Below are 12248 nucleotides of genomic sequence, written 5' to 3' on the forward strand. Positions count from 1 at the left end.
AGCGCGCTGCGACACGAGCGGGTCTGGTTGTTGGGTTGACAAGGAGAGAGGCGTGAGGCGACTGCCGGGGATATTGCTGCTTACAGGAGCGACGCTGATTGTCATCGTGGCGCTGCTGGTGAGTGGGTTACGCCTTGTCCTTCCCCATCTGGATAACTGGCGCCCGCAGATTCTGGCGCAGATCGAAGCCCGCACGGGGATAGTGGTGCAGGCCGGGCAGATTCAGGCGCGCTGGGAAAATTTCGGCCCTGAGCTGGAAGTGCGCGATATCCACGCCGCGATGAAAGACGGCAGCGACCTCTCCATTAAACGTGTAACCCTGGCGCTGGATATCTGGCAAAGCCTGCTGCACCTGCGCTGGCAGTTCCGCAATCTTACCTTCTGGCAACTGGTCGCACATACCAATACGCCGCTGCAACGTAACGATACGAGCGACACCCTTGAGACGGATCGCATGAGCGATCTGTTCCTGCGTCAGTTCGATCACTTTGATCTGCGTGACAGCCGCATCAGCTTCCTGACCCTTTCCGGTCAACGTGCCGAACTGGCGATCCCGCAATTAACCTGGCTCAACAGTAACGATAGACACCGTGCAGAAGGGCAAGTCAGTCTTTCCAGTCTGACCGGCCAACACGGCATTATGCAGGTGCGAATGGACCTGCGTGATGACAACGGGTTACTGAACAATGGGCGTGTCTGGTTGCAGGCGGATGATATCGATGTCAAACCCTGGCTTGGCGAATGGATGCGCGACAACGTTGCGCTCAATAGCGCGCGTTTCAGCCTGGAAGGCTGGATGGCGCTGAATAAAGGCGTGGTCGAAAGCGGCGATGTCTGGTTAAAGCGGGGCGGTGCCAGCTGGCAAGGGGATAACACGGTGCACCGGATGACGGTGGATAACCTTACGGTACATGTGTCGCGCCAGCAGCAGGGGTGGCAGTTTGATGTACCTGCCACACGCATTGCTATTGACGATCGTACCTGGCCGCAAGGTTCGCTGAGTTTTGCCTGGGTTCCGGCACAGCAGACTGGCGGTGCAGGCGGCGTTCAGAGCGATGAGTTACGCGTGCGTGCCAGCAATCTTGAGCTCAGCAGGCTGGAAGGATTGCTGCCGATTGCCGAAAAAATCTCGCCACAGCTCTACAACATCTGGGGCACGATGCAGCCCAGCGGACTGCTGGAACAGTTAGCGCTGGATATTCCGTTGCAGTCTCCCGGTAAAACGCGTTTCCAGGCGCGTTGGAAAGATATCGCCTGGAAACAGTGGCAGCTACTGCCAGGTGTGGAGCATCTGGGCGGAACACTTGAAGGGAGCATGGACGACGGGCGGTTGACCGTGAATATGGCGAAAGCAAAGATGCCGTATGAGACCGTGTTCCGCGCGCCGCTGGAGATTGAAAAGGGCGAGGCTACGCTGAACTGGCAGCAGAACGAGCACGGTTTTCAACTCGATGGGCGCAACATCGATGTGCAGGCCAATGCCATTCATGCTCATGGTGGTTTCCGTTATCTTCAGCCGCAGGATGATGAGCCCTGGCTCGGCATTCTGGCAGGGATCAACGTTACGGATGGCGGTCAGGCATGGCGTTATTTCCCGGAAAACTTGATGGGTAAAGCGTTGGTGGATTATCTCAGCGCCGCCATTCAGGGGGGGCAGGCGCAAGATGCCACGCTGGTCTATGGGGGCAACCCGCGTCTCTTCCCTTATAAACACAATGAAGGCCAGTTTGAAGTACTGGTACCGCTGCGTAACGCGACGTTTGCTTTCCAGCCTGACTGGCCGGCGCTGAAAAATCTCGATATTCAGCTCGATTTTATTAACGATGGCCTGTGGATGAAGAGCAATAACGTTGCGCTCGGCGGCGTGACGGCCAGTAATCTGACCGCGAATATCCCGGACTATGTAAAAGAAAAACTGCTCATCGATGCGGATATCAACGGGCCTGGCAAGGCGGTGGGACCCTATTTTAAAGAGACGCCGCTGCATGACTCTCTTGGCAACGCGCTGGAAGAGCTGCAAGTTGATGGCGACGTGAATGCTCGTTTACATCTTGATATCCCGCTGGACGGCGAGAGGACGACCGCCAAAGGCGAGGTCATGTTGCGTAATAACGGCCTGTTTATCAAACCGCTTAATAGCACTCTGAAGGATCTCAGCGGCAAATTCAGCTTTGTTAACGGCAATCTGCAGAGCGAGCCACTACAGGCCACCTGGTTTAACCAGCCGCTAAATGTGAATTTCTCAACCACCGAAGGCGACAAAGCCTATCAGGTGGCGGTGAATCTGGACGGTAACTGGCAGCCTGCGCGCACCGGCGTTTTACCCTCACAGCTCAATGATGCGCTGCGCGGCAGTGTCGCGTGGAAAGGCGATGTCGGCATCGAGTTACCGTATAAGTCTGGTGCGACCTATAAAGTTAACATTGATGGCAATCTGAATAATCTCGCCAGTACCTTACCGCCGCCGCTGGACAAACCGGCGGGCAAAGCGCTGCCGGTCAAGCTGAAGGTGGAAGGGAATCTGCACAGTTTTGATCTCACCGGGAACGCGGGCAGCACCAACCATTTTAATAGCCGCTGGTTGCTGAGTAACAAGCTGGGGCTTGATCGTGGGATCTGGACGTCAGACAGCCGAACCGTGCCTCCGCTACCGGATCAGAGCGGGCTGGAATTAAACCTTCCGGCGATGAATGGCGCGCAATGGCTGGGCTTGTTACGCCAGGGGGTGGCGAACAATGTTAGTAATACCACCACGTTCCCACAAAGCATCACCCTGCGCACGCCGGCGCTGACGCTGGGCGGACAGCAGTGGAATAACCTGAGTATCGTGTCGCAACCGCAGGCTTCCGGCTCGCTGATCGAAGCGCAAGGGCGGGAGATTAGCGGGACACTGACCCTGCGTGATAATGCGCCGTGGCTGGCTGCAATTCGTTATCTCTACTACAACCCGTCAAGCACCGAGCCCAATGATGATGATATTTCGTCGCCTTCAACGCTGCTGCGTGGCAAGACCCGGGTGGATTTTACCGGCTGGCCCGATTTGCAGTTACGCTGCGCAGAGTGCTGGCTGTGGGGGCAAAAATATGGCCGCATTGACGGCGATTTCGCCATTAAAGGCGAGACGATGACGCTGGTTGGTGGTCTGGTCGATAGCGGTCTTGCACGCCTGACAGCTGAAGGCGAGTGGGTGAACAAAGCCGGTGATGAGCGTACCTCCATCAAAGGCGCTCTGCGCGGCGATAAGCTCGATTCGGCAATGGGTTTCTTCGGCGTGCCAACGCCTGTACGGGGTTCCTCTTTCGATATCAACTATGACCTGCACTGGCGTAACCCACCCTGGGAGCCGCAGGAGGAGTCGCTCAACGGTATCCTGCGTACGCGGTTGGGCAAGGGGCAAATCACCGATATCAGCACCGGCCATGCCGGGCAGCTATTGCGTCTGTTCAGTGTTGATTCGTTATTGCGAAAGTTGCGTCTGGATTTTAGTGACACATTCAGCAGTGAGGGTTTCTGGTTCGACTCGATTCGCAGTACTGCGTGGATCAAAGATGGTGTGCTGCACAGCGACGATACGCTGGTGGACGGCCTGGAAGCGGATATCGCCATGAAAGGTTCGGTGGACCTGGTCCGGCGGGAACTGGATGTTGAAGCGGTCGTCGCACCGGAAATTTCCGCTACCGTTGGCGTCGCGGCGGCATTTGCGGTTAACCCGATTGTTGGCGCAGCGGTGTTTGCCGCCAGCAAAGTTCTGGGGCCGCTGTGGAATAAAGTCTCGATTCTGCGTTACCGCATTACCGGTCCGGTGGATCAGCCGCAGATCAACGAAGTCCTGCGCCAGGCGCGGACGGATAAAAAGCAATGATTTGACGGCATCAGCGAATTGCCTCAAGCTCCTTATATCGCATTTTTTATTGCCCGAAGTGGCGGCAACGACGAGAAAATAATGATGAGTCTTAATCTGGTGAGTGAACAACTGCTGGCAGCGAATGGCCTGAGCCATCAGGATCTGTTTACCATTCTTGGCCAACTGACCGCGCGTCGTCTTGACTACGGCGATCTCTATTTTCAGTCGAGCTATCACGAATCCTGGGTTCTGGAAGACCGCATCATCAAAGATGGTTCTTATAACATCGACCAGGGCGTGGGTGTGCGGGCCGTGAGTGGAGAGAAAACCGGTTTCGCCTATGCTGACCAAATCAGCCTGCTGGCGCTGGAGCAGAGCGCACAGGCGGCACGTACCATCGTGCGTGAAGAGGGCGACGGGAAGGTGAAAACCCTGGGGGCGGTGGAGCATCAGCGCCTTTATACCAGCATCGATCCGCTGCAAAGTATGAGCCGCGAAGAGAAACTGGATATTCTGCGCCGTGTGGATAACGTTGCCCGGGCGGCGGACAAGCGCGTGCAGGAAGTTTCCGCCAGTCTGACCGGTGTTTATGAGCTGATTCTGGTGGCGGCAACCGATGGTACGCTGGCGGCGGATGTGCGTCCGCTGGTGCGTCTGTCGGTTAGCGTTCAGGTTGAAGATGATGGCAAGCGCGAGCGTGGTTCCAGCGGTGGCGGTGGTCGTTTTGGTTATGACTGGTTCCTGCAAGAGGTCGATGGCGACGTACGCGCAGATGCTTGGGCCAAAGAAGCCGTACGTATGGCGTTGGTCAATCTTTCTGCTGTTGCTGCGCCCGCGGGCACGTTGCCGGTGGTATTGGGCGCTGGCTGGCCTGGCGTGCTGCTGCACGAAGCGGTCGGTCACGGTCTGGAAGGCGATTTCAACCGTCGCGGCACATCAGTGTTCAGTGGTCAGATGGGGCAACTGGTCGCCTCTGAACTTTGTACCGTGGTGGATGACGGCACCATTGTTGACCGCCGCGGCTCGGTTGCTATTGACGATGAAGGTACGCCGGGCCAGTACAATGTGCTGATCGAAAACGGTGTGTTGAAAGGGTATATGCAGGACAAAATGAACGCGCGTCTGATGGGGGTTAAACCTACCGGTAACGGGCGTCGTGAGTCTTATGCGCATCTGCCGATGCCGCGCATGACCAACACCTATATGCTGGCAGGGAAATCCACGCCGCAGGAAATTATTGAATCGGTGGATTATGGTATCTATGCGCCGAACTTTGGCGGCGGCCAGGTGGATATCACCTCCGGCAAGTTCGTGTTTTCGACCTCTGAAGCCTACCTGATCGAAAAAGGCAAGATCACCAAAGCGGTAAAAGGCGCGACGCTGATTGGCTCCGGCATTGAAGCGATGCAGCAGATCTCCATGGTGGGTAATGACCTGAAGCTGGACAACGGCGTTGGCGTTTGCGGCAAAGAGGGCCAGAGCTTACCGGTCGGCGTGGGACAGCCGACGCTGAAAGTGGACAAACTCACCGTCGGCGGCACGGCATAATGGCTCACCGCTCCTCTCCTTTACGGGAGGGGAGCATCACACACTGCGGCCTTGCATACTCTGGTAAACCTTTGCCACATCGATAAAGTAATCCGTCAGATAGTTAATACACACCTGCACCTTGAGCGGCAGCTTATCCTTTTCCGTATACAGCGCATAAACCGGGCGGGGATCCGATTGATAACGCGGCAGCAGGATCTCCAGCGTGCCATTGTTGATCTCATCGATCACCCACATTAACGGCACAAATGCGATTCCGGCTCCGGCGGTCAGCCAGCGCGTCAGCGTCATCGGATCGTTGGTGACAAAACGCCCCTGCGGGATCAACCGCGTGGAGATCCCCTCCGGCGCGACCAACTCAAACTCATTATCCGGGCGCACGCTGTACTCCAGCCAGGAGTGATTTGCCAGATCGGCGGGTTTTTCAGGAATGCCGTATTGGGCAAGATAGTTTTTGGCAGCGCAGACCACCATCGGCATTGCGCCAAGACGGCGGGAGAAGAGACTGGAATCCTGCAATGCTCCAACGCGGATCACCACATCCAGCCCGTCGGCGATCAGATCCGGTGCCGGGATGCCGGTCACCAGGTTAACCGACAACCCCGGATGCTCTTTCAGCATATCCGCTGTCATTTTTGCCAGCACATTTTGCGCCATGGTTGAAGAACTCCCAATGCGCAGCGTGCCGATAGGTGTGTTGTTAAACGCATAAAGTTGCTCGTGTACATCCTGTACCTCATGCAGCATCCTTCGACAGCCCTGGTAGTAAATTTTACCGGCTTCGGTCAGCCCCAGGCTGCGCGTGCTGCGGTTAAGCAGCTTTACCTGCAACTCATCTTCCAGCTTTGCCACCGTCTGGCTGATGGACGAAACGCTCATTTGTAACTGTCGGGCAGCGGCGGTAAAAGAGCCCAGCTCCACCACTTTGGCAAATACCGACATCCGCTTTAGTCGTTCCATTATTCACTCTGGCTTAAAAGTGATTTAGATCACATTATATAGATAACAGCATAACAGTTACGTTAATATACTGTTAGCTGAATAATCACCCTGGGGCGGCTAAGCCCGATCAGGGTAAGAAAAAACGCGTCACTCTCGCCTGGCTTTCCTTGCCCTTACTCCTGCGGTGACGTGAGAAAAATTGTCACCTGCGTGCTCTCTAATCAAGGTCAACATGAGTCTGTTTCCCGTAATCGTGGTGTTCGGTTTATCGTTCCCACCGATTTTTTTCGAATTAATTTTGTCACTGGCGATCTTCTGGCTGGTGCGCCGTGTGCTGGTCCCGACCGGGATCTACGACTTTGTCTGGCACCCGGCGTTATTTAATACCGCGCTCTACTGCTGCCTGTTTTATCTGCTGTCGCGCCTGTTTGTTTGAGGTAGATGTGAAAACACTAACAAGAAATATCACCCGTACCGCCATCACGATGGTACTGGTTATCCTGGCATTCATCGCAATCTTCCGCGCCTGGGTTTATTACACTGAATCGCCCTGGACGCGCGATGCACGTTTTAGCGCTGACGTCGTTGCCATCGCGCCGGATGTCACCGGTCTGGTAACGTCAGTCAATGTGCATGACAACCAACTGGTGAAACAGGGACAAGTTCTGTTCACTATCGATCAGCCGCGCTATCAAAAAGCCCTGGAACAAGACGAGGCGGATGTCGCCTATTACGAAGCGCTGGTCAGCGAAAAACGCCGTGAAGCCGGGCGTCGTAACCAATTGGGCGTGCAGGCGATGTCGCGAGAGGAAATCGACCAGGCCAATAATACGCTGCAAACCGAACTGCATCAGTTAGCAAAAGCCGTTGCGACCCGCGACCTGGCGAAGCTGGATCTAGAACGCACGATTATTCGCGCCCCGGCGGATGGCTGGGTCACCAACCTTAACGTTTACGCCGGTGAGTTTATCACCCGTGGTTCTACCGCTGTGGCATTGGTGAAGCAGAACACGTTCTATGTTCTGGCTTATATGGAAGAGACCAAACTGGAAGGTGTGCGCGCGGGTTACCGGGCGGAAGTTACCCCATTGGGCAGTAATCAGGTATTGAAAGGAACCGTGGACAGCATTGCCGCCGGGGTAACGAATGCCAGTAGCAGCAATGACAGCAAAGGAATGGCAACCATTGACTCCAATCTGGAGTGGGTTCGTCTGGCACAGCGTGTGCCGGTGCGTATCCGCCTCGATCAGCAACATGGGAACCTGTGGCCGTCGGGCACGACCGCGACAGTGGTGGTGACGGGGCAATCCGATCGCGATGAAAGCCAGGACTCTTTCTTCCGCAAAATGGCGCATCGTCTGCGTGAGCTGGGGTAATCGCTATGGGGCTGTTCTCAATTGCCAGCCAGCATCTGCGTTTTGCCTTCAAACTGGCCTTTGCCGTGGTGCTGGCGTTGTTCGTCGGTTTTCACTTTCAACTTGAAACGCCACGCTGGGCGGTGCTGACCGCTGCTATTGTTGCTGCGGGGCCGGCCTTTGCCGCTGGCGGCGAACCTTATTCCGGTGCGATCCGTTATCGCGGGATGTTGCGCATTGTCGGCACCTTTATTGGTTGTATTGCCGGATTAACCATTATTATCACGCTGATCCGCACCCCGCTGCTGATGCTGATGGTGTGCTGTATCTGGGCCGGGTTTTGCACCTGGGTCTCTTCGCTGGTGCGCGTCGAAAACTCCTATGCCTGGGGACTGGCGGGTTACACCGCGTTAATTATTGTCGTCACCATTCAAACTGAACCTCTGCTGGCCCCGCAATTTGCCGTTGAACGTTGCAGCGAAATTGTCGTGGGTATTCTCTGTGCGATTGTCGCCGATCTGCTGTTTTCCCCGCGCTCAATTAAGCAGGAAATTGACCGCGAACTGGATAGTCTGCTGGTGGCACACTATCAACTGATGCAGTTGTGCATCAAACATGGCGACAGTGAAGAAGTCGACAAAGCCTGGGCCGCCCTGGTGCGCCGGACGACCGCGCTGGAGGGCATGCGCACCAACCTGAAAATTGAGTCTTCCCGCTGGGGGCGTGCTAACCGACGCCTGAAGGTGATAAATACTCTGTCGCTGACATTAATCACGCAGGCATGCGAAACGTACCTGATTCAAAATACTCGCCCGGAGCTGATCACGGACACCTTCCGCGATCTGTTCAATGAGCCGGTCGACAGTGTGCAGGATGTTCACAAACAGATGAAAAGAATGCGTCGCGTGATCGCCTGGACCGGTGAGCGGGAGACGCCGGTGACCATTTATAGCTGGGTTGGCGCGGCAACCCGCTATCTGCTGCTGAAACGTGGCGTGATGGGTAATGCGAAGATCAGCACCATTGAAGAAGAGGTGTTGCAGGGCGAAACGGTGGTGAAACCGGAATCGGCGGAGCGCCATCATGCGATGGTTAACTTCTGGCGCACGACATTATCATGCATGCTTGGGACGCTGTTCTGGTTATGGACGGGCTGGACATCTGGCAGCGGTTCGATGGTGATGATTGCCGTTGTCACCTCACTGGCGATGCGTTTGCCTAATCCGAAAATGGTGGCAAAAGACTTTATATACGGCATGTTATGGGCGTTGCCTATCGGGTCGTTCTATTACTTAGTGATCCTGCCTTCGACCCAGCAAAGCATGCTGCTGCTCTGTATCAGTATGGCGGTGCTTGCGTTCTTCATTGGCATAGAAGTGCAGAAACGGCGTTTGGGCTCGATGGCGACACTGGCGGGAACCATTAATATCCTGGTGCTGGATAACCCCATGACCTTTAAGTTCAGCCAGTTTCTGGATAATGCGCTGGGGCAACTGGTGGGTGTGGTGCTGGCGATGCTGGTGCTGCTGCTGGTGCGGGATAATTCGCAAGCACGCACCGGACGCATGTTGTTGAATCAGTTTGTGTCGGCGGCGGTGTCGGCGATGACCACCAATGCTGCGCGCCGTAAAGAGAACCATTTGCCTGCGCTGTACCAGCAGCTTTTTCTGCTGTTGAACAAATTTCCCGGCGATATAGCGAAGTTTCGTCTGGCATTAACGCTGATTATTGCTCACCAGCGCCTGCGCGATGCGCCTGTACCGATTAATGACGATCTCTCGGCGTTTCACCGGCAGCTACGTCGTACCGCCGCGCAGGTCATTTCTGCCAGTAACGATAATAAGCGCCAGCTCAGTTTTACGCAGTTACTGGATGAGCTGGACATTTACCAGCATAAATTGCACCACTGGGATGCTCCGCCGCAGGTTACAGAGCCTGTACACCGGCTGACAGGCATGTTACGGAAATACCAGCATGCGCTTACCCGCAGTTAAACACAGAACCGACGCCAAAAGCGTCGGTTTTTTTATGTCTATACTTGGGAAGAGATTTCACATATCACCGATCAGGAGGACAAATGACCACGCAGGCACTGCAGGATAACGCGCTTTTTCAGACCGGTTATCTGGTTGATGGCGTCTGGAAATCGCTGGCTACCACATTTGACGTTCTGAACCCCGCCACCGGTGAAGTCATTGCGAAAGTTGCTAAAGCAGGCAAAAAAGAGACGGAAGAGGCCATCGCCGCTGCGAGCCGGGCCTTTCCCGCATGGCGGGCGAAAACCGCGAAAGAACGTTCCACCATTCTTTATCGCTGGTATGAATTGATCATTGAAAATAAAAGCTGGCTGGGTCGGTTGATGACCACCGAACAGGGCAAGCCCTTGAAAGAAGCCGAAGGCGAAGTGGAATATGCCGCCAGCTTTATTCAGTGGTTTGCGGAGCAGGCCAAACGCGCCAACGGGGAGATTATTCCCCCGATTAAGCCCGGTTCGCGGATCCTGGCGACCCGAGAACCCGTCGGTGTGGTGGCGGCTATTACGCCGTGGAACTTCCCGATGGCGATGCTGACGCGCAAACTGGGACCAGCGCTGGCTGCGGGTTGTACCGGGGTCATCAAGCCTGCCAATAACACGCCGCTTAGCGCGTTTGCCTTGCTGACGTTGGCAAAAAAAGCGGGAGTACCGGATGGTGTGCTGAATGCCGTTGCCGGCAATACCGCTGAAATCAGCGATGCAATTATGGCCAGCCATGACGTGCGCAAGATTTCGTTCACTGGCTCGACCGCTGTCGGTAAAACGCTGGTGCGCAATGCCGCCGAAACGATGAAGAAAGTGTCGATGGAGCTTGGCGGGAACGCACCTTATATCGTGTTTGAAGATGCGGACATCGACGCGGCGGTGCAGGGGGCGATTGCTAATAAATTCCGTAATGCCGGTCAGGTTTGTGTCAGCGTTAATCGTTTTTATATCCATGAATCGGTCTATGAGCAGTTTACCCAGAAGTTGAGCGCAGCAGTGAGCGCGCTGAAGGTTGGGAATGGTCTGGATGAGGGGGTAGTCGTTGGCCCGCTTATTGAACCTGCCGCCGTGGAGAAAGTGCGCGAGCATGTGGACGATGCGGTGGCCAAAGGCGCGAAAGTGCTGACGGGCGGCAAACCTCATAGCCTCGGGGGTAATTTCTGGCTTCCCACGGTTCTGGGCGATTGCAGTGACGGTATGAAACTGGCGCAGGAAGAGACATTTGGTCCGGTGGCGGCCTGTTTCCGGTTTACCTCGGAGGAGGAGGTCGTGACGCGGGCTAATGCCACGCCTTTTGGTCTTGCGGCCTACTTCTATACGCAGAATCTGCAGCGGGTATTCCGTGTTTCGCAGGCGCTTGAGAGCGGGATGATCGGCATTAACGAATGCGCTGTATCAACGGAACTGGGGCCATTTGGCGGGGTGAAGGAGTCGGGGCTGGGCCGTGAAGGATCGGTGCTGGGACTGGAGGAATTCCTTGAAGTGAAAACCCTGCATCTCGGGGGACTGTAACGTTACGGGCGGCGGATGCCGCCCCGTTGGCGGGGGGCGGAGACCATGAAAACCTATACGTTCGATTTTAAAAACATTGTTGATCAACGTGCTTTCTATCGTGAATTTACCCACCAGTTCGCTATTGATCGCGAGAAAATTCACGATCTGGATTCATTGTGGGACGTGGTGATGGAAGGGGAGTTACCGTTACCGGTGGAGATTGAGTTTACGCATTTACCGGAAAAACAGCGTCGCCGTTTTGGTGCGTTGATATTGCTGTTCGACGAAGCTGAAGAGGAGTTGGAAGGTCAGTTGCGCTTTAACGTTCGCTGAAGGCAAAAAAAAGCCCCTGACAGGCAGGGGCAAGTCGTCGGACAAGACGACGAGGGTTTATTTATACAGTTCCGCCGTTACGTGCGTATGGTCGCCCGTACGTGCTTCGATAATGCGATAGCTGCTGGCACCCGCCTCGTCAGCTTTTGCGGACAGTTCCTGGCGAATATCCATCGGCACACCGGCTACCTGTGATACAGAGACGCTGCCCATAGGTTGCAGGTTGCTGGCCTGATCGTTAGTGACCAGGGTGGCGGCGCTTGCGCCAAAAGAGATCAGTGAAGCAAGGCCAAGGGATGCGATGATCAGATTACGTTTCATTGTCAGTCTCCTTAAGAGCGTCTCAACAGCGAGAAGGATTGAACCACTTTTTTTATGCCTGGTGCTGTTGAGCGACATTACATAGGGTTTATTGGTAAAACTTATTTGTACAGTTCAGCAGTAGCGTGCCACTGGTCACCGGTACGGGCTTCGATGATGCGGTAAGCCGATGCGCCTTGTGCTTCCGCTTTTTTGTTCAGCTCAGCACGCATATCCATCGGAGAAGAGGCGATCGCGCCAACAGAAACGGTGCCCAGAGACTGGCGGGATTGTGCCTGATCCGCATTGATGGAATCAGCGGCGAATGCGCCGAATGACAGTGCTGACAGCAGGCTCAGTGTTGCTACAGTTGATTTGATATTCATGATGCTTACCTCGTCGTATTCTTTGC

The 12248-nt window shown here is 55.2% G+C and carries 10 protein-coding genes; 7 read left to right on the forward strand and 3 right to left on the reverse strand.

Annotated features, from left to right (window positions below):
- The first annotated feature begins 52 nt into the window (after positions 1-52).
- Together yhdP and tldD are read left to right on the forward strand one after the other, a co-directional pair.
- Positions 53-3862 carry an AsmA2 domain-containing protein YhdP gene (gene yhdP, locus O9K67_RS02675; RefSeq protein WP_061492966.1) on the forward strand — a complete coding sequence of 1270 codons (3810 nt, stop codon included), beginning with the start codon at positions 53-55 and terminating at the stop codon, positions 3860-3862.
- 84 nt (positions 3863-3946) lie between these two features.
- Positions 3947-5392, forward strand: coding sequence for a metalloprotease TldD (tldD, locus tag O9K67_RS02680; RefSeq protein ID WP_061492967.1), 1446 nt, complete (start codon positions 3947-3949; stop codon positions 5390-5392).
- A 36-nt stretch (positions 5393-5428) separates the two neighbouring features.
- Here tldD and aaeR read toward each other — a convergent pair whose 3' ends face one another.
- Positions 5429-6352, reverse strand: a complete 924-nt coding sequence (aaeR, locus tag O9K67_RS02685; protein ID WP_061492968.1) for an HTH-type transcriptional activator AaeR — start codon at positions 6350-6352, stop codon at positions 5429-5431.
- Between the two features lie 214 nt (positions 6353-6566).
- Here aaeR and aaeX point away from each other — a divergent pair, with 214 nt between their 5' ends.
- The 5 genes from aaeX to O9K67_RS02710 all read left to right on the forward strand — a co-directional run bounded on the left by aaeX (position 6567) and on the right by O9K67_RS02710 (position 11536).
- Positions 6567-6770 (forward strand): p-hydroxybenzoic acid efflux pump operon protein AaeX, encoded by a 204-nt coding sequence (gene aaeX, locus O9K67_RS02690; RefSeq protein WP_061492969.1) that lies wholly within the window; start codon positions 6567-6569, stop codon positions 6768-6770.
- Positions 6771-6777: 7 nt separating this feature from the next.
- Complete coding sequence (aaeA, locus tag O9K67_RS02695; RefSeq protein ID WP_061492970.1) at positions 6778-7710, forward strand: p-hydroxybenzoic acid efflux pump subunit AaeA; 933 nt, start codon at positions 6778-6780, stop codon at positions 7708-7710.
- A 5-nt stretch (positions 7711-7715) separates the two neighbouring features.
- A complete protein-coding gene (aaeB, locus tag O9K67_RS02700; protein WP_061492971.1) occupies positions 7716-9683 on the forward strand; it encodes a p-hydroxybenzoic acid efflux pump subunit AaeB in 1968 nt (655 codons plus the stop codon).
- A gap of 83 nt (positions 9684-9766) precedes the next feature.
- Positions 9767-11221 carry an NAD-dependent succinate-semialdehyde dehydrogenase gene (locus O9K67_RS02705; RefSeq protein ID WP_061492972.1) on the forward strand — a complete coding sequence of 485 codons (1455 nt, stop codon included), beginning with the start codon at positions 9767-9769 and terminating at the stop codon, positions 11219-11221.
- 45 nt (positions 11222-11266) lie between these two features.
- Entirely contained in the window at positions 11267-11536 is a 270-nt protein-coding gene (locus tag O9K67_RS02710) for a barstar family protein (RefSeq protein ID WP_061492973.1), read from the forward strand.
- Between the two features lie 57 nt (positions 11537-11593).
- Here O9K67_RS02710 and yhcN (O9K67_RS02715) read toward each other — a convergent pair whose 3' ends face one another.
- Together yhcN (O9K67_RS02715) and yhcN (O9K67_RS02720) are read right to left on the reverse strand one after the other, a co-directional pair.
- Positions 11594-11857: a peroxide/acid stress response protein YhcN gene (yhcN, locus tag O9K67_RS02715; RefSeq protein WP_061492974.1), complete on the reverse strand. Its 264-nt coding sequence runs from the start codon at positions 11855-11857 to the stop codon at positions 11594-11596.
- Between the two features lie 101 nt (positions 11858-11958).
- Positions 11959-12222, reverse strand: a complete 264-nt coding sequence (yhcN, locus tag O9K67_RS02720) for a peroxide/acid stress response protein YhcN (RefSeq protein WP_061492975.1) — start codon at positions 12220-12222, stop codon at positions 11959-11961.
- Positions 12223-12248: the final 26 nt, after the last annotated feature.

The sequence above is a fragment of the Kosakonia oryzendophytica genome (genome assembly GCF_027886705.1).
GTDB classification, from domain to species: domain Bacteria; phylum Pseudomonadota; class Gammaproteobacteria; order Enterobacterales; family Enterobacteriaceae; genus Kosakonia; species Kosakonia oryzendophytica.

Coding starts and splice junctions, on each gene's coding strand:
- tldD (WP_061492967.1), top strand. CDS start 3,947: ATGAGTCTTAATCTGGTGAGTGAACAACTGCTGGCAGCGAATGGCCTG.
- aaeR (WP_061492968.1), bottom strand. CDS start 6,352: ATGGAACGACTAAAGCGGATGTCGGTATTTGCCAAAGTGGTGGAGCTG.
- aaeX (WP_061492969.1), top strand. CDS start 6,567: ATGAGTCTGTTTCCCGTAATCGTGGTGTTCGGTTTATCGTTCCCACCG.
- aaeB (WP_061492971.1), top strand. CDS start 7,716: ATGGGGCTGTTCTCAATTGCCAGCCAGCATCTGCGTTTTGCCTTCAAA.
- O9K67_RS02705 (WP_061492972.1), top strand. CDS start 9,767: ATGACCACGCAGGCACTGCAGGATAACGCGCTTTTTCAGACCGGTTAT.
- O9K67_RS02710 (WP_061492973.1), top strand. CDS start 11,267: ATGAAAACCTATACGTTCGATTTTAAAAACATTGTTGATCAACGTGCT.
- yhcN (WP_061492974.1), bottom strand. CDS start 11,857: ATGAAACGTAATCTGATCATCGCATCCCTTGGCCTTGCTTCACTGATC.
- yhcN (WP_061492975.1), bottom strand. CDS start 12,222: ATGAATATCAAATCAACTGTAGCAACACTGAGCCTGCTGTCAGCACTG.